The sequence below is a fragment of the Curtobacterium sp. MCSS17_006 genome, assembly GCF_003234215.1.
Lineage (GTDB): Bacteria > Actinomycetota > Actinomycetes > Actinomycetales > Microbacteriaceae > Curtobacterium > Curtobacterium flaccumfaciens.
The window spans coordinates 84,533-99,004 of record NZ_QKSO01000005.1; the positions used below are offsets into that span (position 1 = coordinate 84,533).

Consider the following 14,472-nt stretch of genomic DNA (forward strand, 5'->3'; position numbering starts at 1 on the left):
AGTTTACTCCCGGACCACCGACAGAGGCGACCGGCGCGTTGCCCGCGCGCGTCGCGACGGCGGACGGGAGGCCCGTGGCGGGACCGACCCGCGCCTCCAGTCCGTCCGTCGGTCGCGTCTCAGACCTGCGGTGCGGACCGCGGGCGGGTCGAACCACCGGTCGGGAGGCTCGGGGCCGCGTCCGCCAGGGCGGCCTGCGTCGCGGCGAGGAGCTGCTGGGCCGTCTGGATCCCGTTGGCGGAACCGGTGGTCGCCTGGCCGCCGGCGTGGGCGAGCAGCTGGGCGCCGATGGCGGGTCCGATGCGGTCGGCCTCGCGCGGGTTGCGCGCGACCCAGTCGCGGGCGATCGCGTCGGCGAGGCGCTCGGCGGCGGCGCCGCGCTCGGCGTCGCCTCGGGACCGGTGCCAGAGCCCGGTGACCACGAGGTGGGCGACGACGGCGCCGACGTCACGGACCGGGAAGCCCCAGCCCGCGGTGTCGATGTCGAGCAGGCCGGAGATGCGCCACGGCTCGTCCTCGTCGACGAAGACCTGCTCCAGGTGCAGGTCGCCGTGCACGACCTGCTTGGTCGAGCTCGACCAGCCGATGGAGCGGCGGCCGATGGCGTCGTACAGGCGGTCGATCTCCTCGGCGTCGTGCGGCAGGGCGGCGATGAGCGTGCGACGGTGCCAGTCGGCGTGGTCCATCGCGTCGGCGCGCGCCTGCTGGGTCATCGGGACGGTGGCGACCCGGCCGCTCAGCGCGGCGAGCGACGCCACGAAGCGGGGGTCGTCGGCGATGTCGAGGATGCGGCTGCCGGCGGGCACCCCGCGGATGCGCTCGAGCACGAGCAGACCGTCGCCACGGCTGGACAGCACACGCGGCACCGGCAGACCGGCCGCGACGAACTGCTCGTGCGACTGCACGATCGGCGCGACCCGGTGCGGACGGACGATCTTCAGGAACAGGGTGCGCTCGGGGGCGTCCACGCGCACCACCGCGCGCTTGCCGGGTCGGTACGCCGCCACGGTGAGCACCGGGTCGGTGACGGGCATGCCGAGCGTGGTCAGCAGCTCGGCGACGGCGTCGCGGTAGGTGACCTGCGGCAGGACCGGCAGGCCGGGGTCGTTCGGGTACGCCCACACCGACACCGGGTCGCCCGTCGCCGGATCGGTGACGATCGCACTGTTCTGGTCGTGGGTGCCGCCGGTGTCGACGTAGGTCAGGACCGTGGCGCGCTGGCCGTTGCGGTCCACCGTGTCGACCTCGTAGCCGTACAGGTAGCCGTTGCCCGAGGGCTCGACGGAGTGCGCCCGCGCGGCCACCACGGAGGTCCCGGAGCCGGCGAAGGCCTGCGGGATGACGCGCTCATGGTTGGGCCACACGACATCAGTCAACCGTGTCGCACGGGTTTCGTCGCGTTCGTGCACGGCTCGGCGCGCGGCCGGTGGCTACCGTGGTCCGTGTGAACCCGGTCGCGCGCCTCCGCAGCTCCAGTCGCACGCCGTTCCTGCAGGTCGTGAAGACCGCCGTCGCGGTGGTCGCCGCCGTGCTCCTCTGCCGCCTGGTCATCCAGGGGCCGTTCCCCACCTTCGCGGCGATCGCTGCACTGCTCGTGGTGCAGCCGAGCATCAACCAGTCGTTCGTGAAGGGGCTCGAGCGGAGCGCGGGCGTCGTGATCGGCGTCGTGCTGGCCACCGGGTTCCACCTGCTGCTCGGCGACGGTGTGTTCGTCGTGCTGCTCGTCATCGTGCTCGCGATCCTCATCGCGTGGGCGCTCCGGCTCACCCCGACCTCGGCCACCCAGGTGGGGATCAGCGGGATGCTCGTGCTCACCGCCGGGGTCGTGACGCCGAACTACTCCGCCGACCGGATCCTCGAGACCGTGATCGGTGCGATCGTCGCCCTGGTCGTGAACGCGCTCATCGTGCCGCCCGTGCTGCTCGAACCGGCCCACCTCGCCGTCGCCCGGCTCGCCCGCGACACCGCGGTGGCGTTCGAGCGGATCGCGATCGGCCTGACGGAGGGGTGGGACCGCGAGCGCTGGGACGAGGCGCTCGTCGCGGCCCGCGCACTCCGGCAGCAGCACGCCAAGGCCGAGGCGTCCCTGGGGTCGGCGCGCGAGTCCCTGACGATGAACCCGCGCAGTGGCCGGCACCGGACGATCCTGGACCGCGACGTGGTGACCACCGACCACCTGCGCGTCCTGGTGACCCGGGTCACCGGGATGACCCGGGCGATCCGCGACAACACCGCACCGGACCTGCGCGACGACCCGGTGGTGCACGGCATCGCGACCGAGGTGGCACGGATCGGTGCGGACGTCCGGGCCCTCAGCGCGCGGGTCGAGTCGACACGGCTCGATCCGGCACCCGGGGCCGGTGGGGCGGACGGTGCTGCGCTCGGTCCGGACGTCGGGCCGTGGGCGGAGGCCTCCGAGCCGGCGCTCACCGCACCGCTCGAGGTGGTGCGGCCGAACTCCCGGCACTGGGTGCTCATCGGGGCGCTGTTCGAGGACATCCGACGGGTGCGTGGCGAGCTGCTCGGCGAGGACGACTAGCGCCGGCACACCGGCACGTTGCGCTGGCCCGCTGTTGTGCGTCAGCGCACTGCTGGGCGTCAGCGCGCTGCGCAGGCCGCTTCCGACGCTGTCCGCACGACGTCCGACCAGATCACCGCGGTCGGCACGACGTCGGTCGCGGTCGCACCCGGGATGCCGGCGTCGGCGTACCGGCTGATCTCGGCGACGACGGCCTCGATGCCGACCTCACGTGCAGCACGGCTCGCCACGTCCGGCACCGCCGTCCGCAGCTCCGCGACCACGCGGTCGCGCGGAGCGTCCTCCAGCTGCGCGAGCGCGCCGATGCCCTTCCACGCGGCGTCCAGTTCGGCGCGCAGGCGCACGATGGCCGGGTGGTCGATCGAGTCGTTCATGATCCCCCAGTGCGGGCGGCGCATCGGGTCGCGCTGTCCGCTGCCGGAGCCTAGCAACGAAGCAAGCGGCGCTCACGTCCCTAGAACGTGGGACAGACCGTTCCACCTTGTCCTGTGACGAGATTCAGCGAGTCGGACCCGGAGAACGACCCTCGGCGCCGGTTCGATGCCACGATGGGTCCGAGGAGGTCCACTATGCGGCTGTTGGTGGTCGAGGACGACGACGAGATGCGTGCCCTGATGGAACGCGGACTCGCGGCCGAGGGGTACCGGGTCACGGCCGTCGAGAACGGTGTCGAGGCGCTCATCGCCCTCGGCGAGCAGGCGTTCGACCTGGCGGTCGTGGACGTGATGATGCCCGGCATGTCCGGCTTCGAGCTCGCCCGGCGGATCCGTGAGCGCGAGGACCCCGTGCGGATCCTGCTCGTGACCGCGCGCGACGCCGTCGACGACCGCGTGTTCGGGCTCGACGCGGGCGCGGACGACTACCTCACCAAGCCCTTCGCCTTCGCCGAGCTCACCGCTCGGCTGCGTGCGCTCGGCCGTCGTGAGTCCGCCGGGGCACCCCGCACGATCGAGGTCGGGGACGTCTCCATCGACTCCGAGGCCCGCCGCATCTCGATCAAGGGCCAGCGCGTCGCCGTGAGCCCCACCGAGTTCGCCCTGCTCCGACTGCTCGCCCGGTCCGCCGGCAGTGTCGTCGACCGCCCGAAGATCCTCGAAGAGGTCTGGGACGGTTCGCAGCACGTCGACCCGAACGTGGTCGAGCAGTACATCTCGTACCTCCGCAAGAAGCTCACCGCGCACGAGGCCACCGTCGCCATCGCCACGGTCCGCGGTCGCGGGTACCGCCTGGATCTGCTCGGGGCGTGAGCGGGGCCGACGACGCCCCACGATCGGACCGCCGACGCGGCGGTCCGATCCGGCCGCTGCGTCTGCTGTCGCTGCGTGCCCGGATCACGATCGGGTCGACAGCGATCGCCGCGATCGTCATCCTGCTGCTCGTCCTGGTGATGCGCTTCCAGGTGGTGAGCGTCGTCGCGAGTGCGACCCGCACCCTGCTCGACGCCGATGCCGACCCGTACGTCGCCACGCTCGAGGTCGACAGCGACCCCGACCTCTCGCCACCGGGCAACGCGCAGCTCGTCGCCGTCGTGTCCCCGTCCGGCGAGATCGTGCTGTCGACGATGCCCGACCGTGTCGAGCAGGCGCTCGGCAGTCTGCGGTCCACCCCTGCCGGCACCTCGATCATCACGGCATCCGGCTCGGAGTACCGCGTCGTGGTGGAGCACCCCGTCAACGAGGCCGGCCGCTGGACCGTCGTCGCCGCCCGCAACTCGCAGGCCGAGGCCATCGTCGTCGACGACCTCACGACGACGCTGTCGCTGACCGGTCTGGCCATCCTGCTCGCCTTCGGCGTGGCGTCCTGGGTGCTCGCGACCACCGCGCTGCGCCCGGTGAACCGGATGCGCCGCGAGGCCGAACGGCTCTCCGTGGCTCCGGAGCGTGCCGAACTGCCGGTGGGCCCCGCCCAGGACGAGCTGGCGTCCCTGGCGACCACGCTCAACGCCTTCCTCGCCCGGACCCGGCAGGCGACCGAGCGCGAACGCCAGATGGTGTCGGACGCCAGCCACGAGCTCCGGACGCCCCTGGCGATCCTGACGACCCAGCTCGACCTCGCCTCGCTCGACGGCAACGACGCCGCCGCCCTCGCCGCCCACATCGAACGCGCCAAGCACAGCGTCGCGCGGTTGTCGCGGCTGGCGAACGACCTGCTCGCCCTGTCGCGGATCGAGGAGTCGGAGCGCCGTGAACAGGACGGCGACCGGCGCCCCGAGACCGCGTGGTCGGACCTCGGCGACGAGGTGATGGCCGCGGTCGACCGCGTCCGGCTCATCGCGTCGGCGAAGGACGTCACCGTCGACTTCGACCTCGAGCCGCCCGTCGCCGTCGGCGGTTCCGGCCCGGGCATCGGCGGCGGCACCGTCGAACCGCGGTACCGGATCGACACCGGCGGGATGGCCCAGCTCGTCACGAACATCGCGGGCAACGCCGTGGCCGCGCTCCCCCGCGGCGGCGGCATCTTCGTGTCCTGGCGGAGCACCGGCGGCGAGGGCGTGCTGCAGATCACCGACGACGGCCCCGGCGTGCCCGAGTCCTTCATCCCGGTGGCGTTCGACCGCTTCACCCGTCCGGACGAAGCCCGGACGTCCCGCCCGAACCCGGACCCGTCGACCGGTGCCGGCGCCCTGCCCGGCGGCTCGGGCCTGGGACTCGCGATCGTGCGTGCGGTGGCGGAACGGGCGGGAGGCACGGCGTCGCTCCGCAACGTGCCCGCCGGTGGGCTCGAGGTCACGATCCGCCTGCCCGAGGTGCGCTGAGCACGACCGCTCACTGGAAGTCCCGCGAGCGGGTGCGGACGGACAGCGACAGGTGCTCGATGCGGTCCGCCACCAGGTTGACCACCCCGTCGGGCGAGCGCTCGAGGATGCCCCGGACGATCACCGCCGGGGACTCCCGCGCCACCCGGCGGAAGCGCCCCCAGACCCCGACGCTGCAGATGACGTTGACCAGCCCGGTCTCGTCCTCGACGTTCAGGAACGTGATGCCGGAGGCCGTCGCGGGACGCTGCCGGTGCGTCACGATCCCACCGACCTCGACCCGTCGTCCGGTCTCGGCGGTCGCGGTGTCCTGCACGCTGAGCACCCTGCGGGCTGCGAGTCGGTCGCGCACGTGCCGGACGGGGTGGTCGTCGGTCGTCATGCCCGTCGACCACATGTCGGCGATGAGCACGTCCCCGCTCGTCATCTGCCCGAACAGCGGCGGCTGCACGAACACCTGCGTGTCCGGCAGCTGGTCGGGGCGCTCGGCGGCCGCCTGGGCAGCCGACCACATCGCGCCGCGGCGGTCGATGTCGAACGGGGCGAAGGCGTCGGCGGCGGCGAGGGCCTCGAGCTGCGGCGTGGTGAGCCCGACCCGGCGGGCCAGGTCCGACATGTCGCGGAAGGGACCGTTGGCGTCCCGCTCCGCGACGATCTTCTCGGCGCTCTTCCGGCTGAGCGACGCGACCTCGGCGAGCCCGAGCCGCACGGCGAAGGCACCGTCGCGTCGGTGGCTCGCGGTGTCGTCGGGGAGCGCCTTGTCGAAGGGCAGCACCGGTGGCTGCTCGGCGGCCAGGCACGCGTCGGCACCGGCAGGGGCATCCCCGTCCGGCAGCGGTTCGAGCGTGGCGTCAACCCCGGACCGCAGGATGTCCGGTCGCAGCACGCGGACGCCGTGCCGCCGGGCGTCGGCGACCAGGGTCTGCGGTGAGTAGAACCCCATCGGCTGCGCCCGGAGCAGTGCCGCCAGGAACGCCCCCGGGTAGTGCAGCCGCATCCACGCGCTCGCGTAGACGATGAGGGCGAAGCTGATCGAGTGGCTCTCCGCGAAGCCGAAGTTCGCGAACGCCTGGATCTTCGCGTAGATCGCGTCGGCGTCCGCACCGTGGATGCCGTTGTCCGCCATCCCCGTGTAGAGCTTGTCGCGCAGCCGGTCGATCTTCTCGTGCCCGCGCTTCGACCCCATCGCCCGTCGCAGCAGGTCGGCGTCGTCACCGGAGCAGTTGCCGACCGCGATCGCCATCTGCATCAGCTGTTCCTGGAACAGCGGAACCCCGAGGGTGCGTTCGAGCACGGGCTCGAGCGCCGGGTGCATGTAGGTGATCGGTTCCTCGCCCGTGCGCCGGCGGATGTACGGGTGCACCGCGCCGCCCTGGATCGGACCGGGTCGGACGAGTGCGACCTCGATCACCAGGTCGTAGAACCGCCGCGGGAGCAGTCGGGGCAGGGTGCCCATCTGCGCACGGGACTCCACCTGGAACACCCCGATCGTGTCCGCGCGGCAGAGCTGGTCGTAGACCCCCTGTTCCTCCTTCGGGATGGAGTGCATCTCCCAGCGCTCCCCGCAGTGCTCTGCCGCCAGGTCGAACGAGTACTGCAGCGCCGCGAGCATGCCGAGCCCGAGCATGTCGAACTTCACGAGCCCCATGTAGGCGCAGTCGTCCTTGTCCCACTGCAGCACGGTGCGGCCGTCCATCCGGGCGTGCTCGATCGGCACGACCTCGCCCACCGGGCGGTCGGTCAGCACCATGCCGCCGGAGTGGATGCCGAGGTGCCGCGGGAACCCGAGGACGTCGCTCGCGAGCCCGACGACCGCCGGTGGGATGTCGTGGTCCTGGCTCTCGGTCACCGACCCCCACCGCTCGACCTGCTTCGACCAGGCGTCCTGCTGCCCGGGGCTGTGGCCGAGCGCCTTCGCCATGTCGCGCACCGCGCCCTTGGGGCGGTAGGTGATGACGTTCGCGACCTGGGCGGCGTTGTGCCGGCCGTACTTGGCGTACACGTACTGGATCACCTCTTCGCGTCGGTCCGAGTCGAAGTCGACGTCGATGTCGGGTTCCTCGTCGCGCATCGCCGACAGGAACCGCTCGAACGGCAGCCCGTACCGGATCGAGTCCACCGCGGTGATCTCGAGCAGGTAGCAGACCGCCGAGTTCGCCGCCGAGCCCCGCCCCTGGCAGAGGATGCCCCGACCGCGGGCGTACTGCACCATGTCGCGCACGATCAGGAAGTACCCCGGGAAGTTCTTCTCCTCGATCACGGACAGCTCACGCTCGATGCGCTCCCGCTTGCGGGGGTCGACGCCGTCCGCGCTGCCGGGGTAGAACCGCCGGGCACCCGTCCACGTGAGCTCGCGGAGCCACGACATCGCGGTGTGCCCGTCCGGGACGTCGAGGTCGGGCAGCCCGGGCTGCACGGTCTTCAGCCGGAACCCGAGCTCGTCGGCGAGCTCCACGGTCCGCTCGATCGCGCCGGGGTAGCGCCCGAACCGTCTGGCCATCTCGGCGCCGGAGCGCAGGTGGGCGGTGTCGGCGGCCGGCAGCCAGCCGTCGATCTCGTCGAGGCTGCGGCGGGCACGCACCGCCGCCAGCGCGGTCGCCACCGGGAACCGGTCGGGGGTGGCGTAGTGCACGTTGCCGGTGGCGACCAGGGGCAGCGCGTGCTTCGCGGCGAGGGCGGCCAGGGCGTCGTTGCGGGCGCTGTCGAGCGGGTCGCCGTGGTCGAGCAGCTCCACGACGACGTTGCGGCTGCCGAACCGGTCGAGCAGCACCCGGAGTGCGGTCTCGGCGGCGGACTCGCCACCCTGCTCGAGGGCCTGCCGCACGGAGCCCTTCCGGCACCCGGTGAGGACACGCCAGTGTCCGTCGGCCCGCGCGGCGAGGTCGTCGAGGTCGTACTGCGGGCTGCCCTTCTCGGACCCGGCGGCCAGGTGTGCGCTCGTCACCGCGCCGGCGAGCCGGTGGTAGCCGTCCTGACCGTCGGCGAGCAGGAGCAGGTGCGAACCCTCGGGGTCGGGCACACCGTTCTGCGGTTCGGTCAGCCCCAGGGACAGCTCGGTGCCGAAGACGGTGCCGACCTGCGGGTACGACTCGGCGACCTCGGCCATCCGGGCGGCCCCGTAGAAGCCGTCGTGGTCGGTGAGCGCGAGGGCGTGCAGTCGGAGCCGAGCGGCTTCTTCGAACAGGTGCTCGGGCTGACTGGCGCCGTCGAGGAAGCTGAAGGCCGAATGCGCGTGCAGTTCGGCGTACGGCACCACGGGTCCACCGTCGGTGTCGAGCGGCGACGGGACGTACGGCTCGCGCTTCCGCGACCACGCCGGGCTGTCGCCGCCGTCGCCGTCGTGCGCCGTGCCCGGGCTCCGCTTGTCGGACAGCGCGCGCTCGAACTGCGACCACGGGATGGGTGGGTTGCTGTAGCCCATCAGGTCACGCTCCTGTCGGTGGTGGTGGTCGGGGTCACGTCGCGATCGCCTCTGCCCACCAGCGGTGGTCCGCCAGCACCAGGTACCAGGCACGCCCCTCGGCGTCGACGAGCTGCAGCCGGTGCAGGCGTCGGCCGCCGGACTCCCACCACCGGACGACGAGCGGCCACGGCCCCGCCCAGGCCGTCACGGCGGAGAACCCGCCGCCCCGGTCGCCCTCGGCGCGGAACCGGTCGGGTGCGCCGGACAGCACACCGCGCTCGTCGACGTCGACGCTCGCACCGCCGGCGGCGACGACGTCGACCGGTCGGGGGCGCTCGAGCACGGTGGCGGGGGGCGGGCCGGGCAGCTTGCCGGGCCACGGGCGGTCGCGGACGGTCGCCAGGGCTCGCTCACCGCCGGCGGGGGCGTCGCCCCACGGCACGAGCACCACGCGCTCGGACAGGGTGCGGCCACCACCGATGCGCGGACTCACCACACCGTCGTGGCCGACCATGCCCTGGATCCGGGCGAGGCCGTGGTGCACGCGCTCGTCCGGGCCGGATCCCCACAGCCCGCGCTCGTGGTTCGCCATGTCGTCGACGGCGACCGGCTCGAGCACGACCGAGGTGACCGGCGCCTCGAGCCCGCTGGGGTCCACCCCGCCGGCGAGCTGCCACCGCACCCGGTCGACCACGTCAGCAGCGTCGAACCAGCGCGGGTGCGCCCAGGTCCGTTCGAGCAGGATGTCGCGCTCGTCGACGATCCCCACGCGGATGGTCGTCGCCACGAGCCCCGCGGCCCGGAGTCGCTCGGCGAAGTCGTCGGCGGAACGCCGGAACGCGAACGCGATCTGGTCGGCACGGTCCAGCGGGGGTTCGAACGACGCCTCGACCCGGAGTTCCGGCGGGATCTCCCGCGCCGCGATCTCGCGGGGGTCGCGGCCCCCGGCCAACCGGTGCAGGAACGCCCCGGCCACGCCGAAGCGGTCCCGCACCTGTTCGTCGCCGAGTGCCGCGAAGTCGCCGAGCGTGGTGATGCCGAGCCGGTCGAGCACCGTCGTGAGGTCGGGGTCGCCGAGCACACCGAGCGGCAGGTGCGCGAGGAAGTCCGCCGATCCCCCGACGGGCACGAGCCGCACCCGTTCACCGGGACGCACCGGACGGGCACGGGCGGCCTGGTCCGCCGCGAACGGGGTGTCGGCCACCCCGGCCCGCACCGCGGGGGCGCCGTGGTCGGCGGCGATGCCGGCGAGGGTCGCCGCCGCCGCGCGCTCACCGCCGTAGTACCGGGCCGGCCCGCGGGCGCGGAGCGCGAGGGTGCCCGGCCGCAGCACCTCGACCCCGGGGACCGCCGCCTCGACCGCACGGATGACGGGCTCGAACGCGCGGTGGTCGAGGGCGTCGTCGTAGGGCTGCACGAGGAGCTCGGGGCACCGCGCCTGCGCCTCACGCACGCGGAGCCCCCGCACGACACCCTGCTCACGCGCGGACGCGGAGCTCGCGAACACGAGCCCCTTCGCGGTCAGGGCGAGGGGCTGCTCCGGCGGGGTGCCACCGGCCCGAGCCGCCGCGATGACCGGCCAGTCCGGGCACCAGAGCACGATCGTCCGGGTCGGGGGTGGTTCGGGCAGTGCCGCTCCCCGCGTGATCGCGTCGGTCCGGACGCGCCCGGAGGCGATCACGACGCCACCGCCACGGGCCGCAGCACGCGGGTGTCCCCCGAGCCCACCGTGGGCACCGGTGTGGCGGCCCGGACCGCACCGTCGGCCGCGGGCAGGAGCAGCTCGGCGGTCGCCGGACGCACCGCGCCGGCACGCCCGGTCGCGGTCACGGTGGCCCGGCGCTCCGTCAGGTGGCCGTGGCCCTGACCGATGCCGCTCCACGTCGAGGACGTGACCCGCAGCGTGACGTCCGCCCCGGGCCAGGAGCCGAGCGCGACGAGTGCGCCACCGCGCTGTCGCAGGCGGGCCGACAGCCGTGCCACGTCGCCCGGCACGACCCGGCCGAGCGGGCGGGTGAGCACGATCTGGGCGACGTCGGCCATCGCCGCCGTCACGGCGAGCCACTGGTCACCCGGATCGGGGACGAGCACGAGCCGTTCGAGGTCGATCCCCGCGGCGGCGGCGGCTTCGATCCCGAAGGACGGCACCCCGACGACCGCACACCACGCCCCGGCCGCCGAGGCCGCCTGCAGCATGGTGATCGCGAGCAGCACCGACTCGGGGACGGCGTAGGTGCCACCGACCCGGATCGCGCCGCCGGGCAGCAGGGGTTCGAGCGCCGGGGCCGTGGGGAGCCCGGCGGTGTCGACCCGGGTGGACTCCATGTCGGCCACCCGTGACCGCAGGGACGTGATGCGGTCGAGCGCAGCCCGGGCATCGCTCAGGTGGTCCGGCCCACGGCGCGCACCGCCACCGCCCGCACCGCTGCCACCGCGTGCAGCACCGCTCCGCCCGCCCCGGTCCGGGGTGGGCGACCGGAGTGCCGCCGCCGTCTGCATGCCCTCATATTCGAACATGTGTTCGATGATGTCAATCGCGTCCGACATCCGTGGACAGTCCTGGTCGAACACGTGTTCGGATCAGGACATCAGCTCACCAGCTGGCGACCGCCCCGACCCCGCCGAGCACCGACCGCGTCTTGGTCTCGACCTCGTCCGCCTCGTCCGCGGGCACCGACGACCAGGTCACCGCTCCCCCGGCTCCGAGGGTCCGGGAACACACCGCCCCCGACTCGTCGAGCACGGTCACGAGGCTACGGATCGCCACCGACAGGTCGACCGCCCCGCTCGCCGAGAAGTACCCGATCGCGCCCGAGTACACCCCGCGCGGCGCCCCCTCGAGCCGGTCCGCGATCGCCGTGGCACTGCTCTTCGGCGCTCCGGTCATCGACCCCGGCGGGAACGCCGCGTGCACCACGTCGGCCCGAGACGTCCCCGGCGGCAGCACCGCCCCGATCGTCGAGACCAGCTGGTGCACGCTGGCGTACGTCTCGACGGCGCACAGCCGCTCGACGTGCACCGAGCCGGGCACCGCGGTCCGCAGCAGGTCGTTCCGCAGCAGGTCGACGATCATCACGTTCTCGGCGCGGTCCTTCGGGCTCGCCGCCAGGTCGTCCCGCGCAGCCGCGTCCGCCACCGCGTCGGCGAGCCGCCGCCGCGTGCCCTTGATCGGCTCCGCGAGCACCGCTCCGGCCTCGTCGATCCGCAGGAACCGCTCCGGTGACCGGCTCGCCACGCGCAGCGGGCCGAGCCGCAGGAACGCACCGAACGGCACCGGGTCGGACGCCCGCATCCGCAGGTACTCGCCCAGGTGCGGATCCGCACCGGGGCCGCCACGGGCCTCCCGTCCGACCGTGAACGCGGTGGTGAGGCAGACCTGGAACGCGTTCCCCTCACGGATCTCCGCGCGGCACGCGTCGACCGCCCGCTCGTAGGCGGCGCGCGTCACGCGTCCGTTCGCCGTGGACACCCCGGCCGGGAGGCCCGTGGCCGCGTCCACGACGCCGGCCGACGTCGCGGGGGTGGGCACGTCCTCGAGCCACGCGCGGTTCCGCGCACTGGCCGCCGGTTCCGCGTCGGCGACGAGCGCGAGCGCCCAGGCGCCACCGGTGTGGTCGACGACGACGGCTCGGTCGACGAACCGCAGGTCGGCGTCGGCGTGCCCGTCGGCGGTGCGGTCCGGGCCGCCGGACTCGCGGCCGAGCTCGTAGCCGAGGAACCCGACCCAGCCCAGCGCGAACCCGCACCCGACGACCGGCTCGGGCAGGTGGGGCGTGCGTCGGAGCAGGTCCGCCAGCACCGCGAAGGCCGGACGCTCCTCGGACCGGGCAGGCCCGAACCACCCTTCGGCGGGCGCGGCGACCGTCAGGTGCGCACGACGGCCCTGGTGCCGGAACCGGGCGGCGAACGGCCCGTCCGTCCACGCCAGCACGGAGAAGCGTGCCCGGGGCCGAGCCGTGGCGGGAGCCCCGTCCGGCAGGCCGGAGTCGAGCCACACCAGGTCCCCCGTGACCTGCGCCGCCAGGGCCGCGAGGTCGGGGACCGGGTCGAGTCGGCGGACCTCGACGCGGACGCCGGGGTCGGCGGTGGTCAGATCGCGGCGATCGTCCATGCGGCGGCGTGCGAGGCACCGGGCGCGAGCACCACGAGGCCGCGGTCCTCGCCGTCGTTGAAGGCGTCCGGGGCGCACGTCATCGGCTCGACGGCGAGACCGGCGCGGTGGTACTCGGGGACGACGTGGTCGGCGGTGTGCACCTGGGCCCAGCCGCACTCCGGCCCGAAGGCCGCACGGACCCCGTGACCGTCCGCCGCCGTGACCGCGATGGTGGCGAGGCCGGCGGCGTCGCGGTCGAAGCCGGTGAACGCGTGGTCGATGAACCGGTCACCGATCAGCGTGGGCGTACGCAGGTCGAACTCGTCGTGCACGGGGACCAGGTCGGTCGGGATGAGCCGGTCCGGCGTCACCTCGAGCACCTGGGCGGCGGGGAGGGTGAGGGTCCAGTCGTCGACGGCGCCGGTACCCGCGACGAGGTACGGGTGCGGGCCGGTCCCCCACGGTGCGTCCTCGGCCCCGGTGTTCGTCCCGGTGATCGTGGTGTGCAGCCCGTCGGCGTCGAGCCGGTACTCCACGGTGACCGCGACGCGGTACGGGTAGCCCTGCTGCGCCTGGACGGTCGTGGCGAGCACCACGCGGTCGTCCGCCTGCTCCTGCACGCGGAAGTCCGTCCACGCGACGAGTCCGTGCAGGGCGTGGTGCCGTGCGGGCTCGGTGAGGGCCAGCGCGTGGTCGACGCCGCCGAAGGAGTACTCGCCGTCGACGATCCGGTTCGGCCACGGGGCCAGGACGGCACCGCGGAAGACCGGGCGGACCTCGTCGGCGTCGAACGGGACGACCAGGTCTCGGCCCTCGTGCCGCAGGGTCCGCAGTGTCGCTCCGACGGTGGCGATGTCGGCCGCGTACCCGGCGGAGGCGATCGTCAGCGGGGACCCGGACAGCGGCGCGTCGTTGCTCATGGGCTCAGCGTATCGGGCCGCCGAGGCCCGCCGGGTGCACGAAAAACCCCGCCGTTCCGAGGAACGACGGGGTTGAGGGTGGATCTGAGGGGACTCGAACCCCTGACCCCCTGCATGCCATGCAGGTGCGCTACCAGCTGCGCCACAGACCCAGATCGTGCTGCTTCCGTGCCAACCGGTTCCCCGGAGGCACCATAGAAGCGTACACCATGCGAACGCCGGGCAACGAAATCGAAGCCGTCACCCGGGCGCGTCGCTGATCAGGCGGTGTGGTCCACCGGGAGCTCGAGCGGGATGGTCGGGCAGTCGGCCCAGAGACGCTCGAGCGAGTAGTACTGGCGGTCTTCGTCGTGGAAGACGTGCACGATGATCTCGCCGAAGTCGATGAGGACCCAGCGGCCCTCGGTACGGCCTTCGCGGCGGAGCGTCTTGGCACCGAGCTCGAGGAGGCGTTCCTCGACGGCATCGGCGATGGACTGCACGTTGCGCTCGTTCCGACCGGTTGCGAGCAGGAACACGTCCGTGAGCTGCAACGGCCCGGTCACGTCGAGAGCGACGAGGTCCTCGGCCTGCTTGGCGTCGGCCGCGAGTGCTGCGGCCTGCACGAGTTCCAGTGCGCGAGTGGAGGCGGTCACGGATTCCTTCCGGTCGTCGAACCGACGGACAGCCGGTTCGCTTGATGGGTCACGATCATAAGCCACCCCGCCGACAGCGGCCAGGCCGGGGTCGGCGGGGTGGTGGAGAACGGACGTCGGGGACGGC

11 protein-coding genes and 1 tRNA gene are annotated in these 14,472 nt (G+C 73.5%); 3 read left to right on the forward strand and 9 right to left on the reverse strand.

Translation table 11 applies throughout. The features are described from left to right. Positions 1 to 119: 119 nt before the first annotated feature. Complete coding sequence (locus DEJ21_RS06750; protein ID WP_110864837.1) at positions 120 to 1,364, reverse strand: aminoglycoside phosphotransferase family protein; 1,245 nt, start codon at positions 1,362 to 1,364, stop codon at positions 120 to 122. Between the two features lie 80 nt (positions 1,365 to 1,444). On the opposite strand from DEJ21_RS06750, the gene DEJ21_RS06755 reads away from it, so the two are divergent. Further along, positions 1,445 to 2,539, forward strand: a complete 1,095-nt coding sequence (locus tag DEJ21_RS06755) for an aromatic acid exporter family protein (RefSeq protein WP_111224113.1) — start codon at positions 1,445 to 1,447, stop codon at positions 2,537 to 2,539. Between the two features lie 59 nt (positions 2,540 to 2,598). Here the strand turns inward: DEJ21_RS06755 and DEJ21_RS06760 are convergent, their stop codons facing one another. Beyond that, entirely contained in the window at positions 2,599 to 2,913 is a 315-nt protein-coding gene (locus DEJ21_RS06760) for a hypothetical protein (protein ID WP_146247715.1), read from the reverse strand. Positions 2,914 to 3,108: 195 nt separating this feature from the next. On the opposite strand from DEJ21_RS06760, the gene DEJ21_RS06765 reads away from it, so the two are divergent. After that, positions 3,109 to 3,786: a response regulator transcription factor gene (locus DEJ21_RS06765; RefSeq protein ID WP_017885962.1), complete on the forward strand. Its 678-nt coding sequence runs from the start codon at positions 3,109 to 3,111 to the stop codon at positions 3,784 to 3,786. Further along, positions 3,783 to 5,294 carry a cell wall metabolism sensor histidine kinase WalK gene (locus DEJ21_RS06770; protein ID WP_111030518.1) on the forward strand — a complete coding sequence of 504 codons (1,512 nt, stop codon included), beginning with the start codon at positions 3,783 to 3,785 and terminating at the stop codon, positions 5,292 to 5,294. Before DEJ21_RS06765 ends, DEJ21_RS06770 begins: the two co-directional genes overlap by 4 nt. Before the next feature lie 10 nt (positions 5,295 to 5,304). Here DEJ21_RS06770 and DEJ21_RS06775 read toward each other — a convergent pair whose 3' ends face one another. The 7 genes from DEJ21_RS06775 to rsfS all read right to left on the reverse strand — a co-directional run bounded on the left by DEJ21_RS06775 (position 5,305) and on the right by rsfS (position 14,345). Further along, a complete protein-coding gene (locus DEJ21_RS06775; RefSeq protein WP_111224115.1) occupies positions 5,305 to 8,715 on the reverse strand; it encodes an error-prone DNA polymerase in 3,411 nt (1,136 codons plus the stop codon). A gap of 34 nt (positions 8,716 to 8,749) precedes the next feature. Next, a complete protein-coding gene (locus tag DEJ21_RS06780) occupies positions 8,750 to 10,378 on the reverse strand; it encodes a DNA polymerase Y family protein (RefSeq protein ID WP_111030520.1) in 1,629 nt (542 codons plus the stop codon). Next, positions 10,375 to 11,214, reverse strand: a complete 840-nt coding sequence (locus DEJ21_RS06785; RefSeq protein WP_181435807.1) for a hypothetical protein — start codon at positions 11,212 to 11,214, stop codon at positions 10,375 to 10,377. The genes DEJ21_RS06780 and DEJ21_RS06785 overlap by 4 nt, the downstream gene beginning before the upstream one ends. A 76-nt stretch (positions 11,215 to 11,290) precedes the next feature. Beyond that, entirely contained in the window at positions 11,291 to 12,808 is a 1,518-nt protein-coding gene (locus tag DEJ21_RS06790) for an anthranilate synthase component I family protein (protein ID WP_111224116.1), read from the reverse strand. Next, positions 12,787 to 13,710 carry an aldose 1-epimerase family protein gene (locus DEJ21_RS06795; RefSeq protein ID WP_111224117.1) on the reverse strand — a complete coding sequence of 308 codons (924 nt, stop codon included), beginning with the start codon at positions 13,708 to 13,710 and terminating at the stop codon, positions 12,787 to 12,789. Before DEJ21_RS06795 ends, DEJ21_RS06790 begins: the two co-directional genes overlap by 22 nt. A gap of 79 nt (positions 13,711 to 13,789) precedes the next feature. Continuing rightward, positions 13,790 to 13,862, reverse strand: a tRNA-Ala gene (locus DEJ21_RS06800). Positions 13,863 to 13,970: 108 nt separating this feature from the next. Continuing rightward, positions 13,971 to 14,345, reverse strand: a complete 375-nt coding sequence (rsfS, locus tag DEJ21_RS06805; RefSeq protein ID WP_027464721.1) for a ribosome silencing factor — start codon at positions 14,343 to 14,345, stop codon at positions 13,971 to 13,973. Between the last annotated feature and the right edge of the window lie 127 nt (positions 14,346 to 14,472).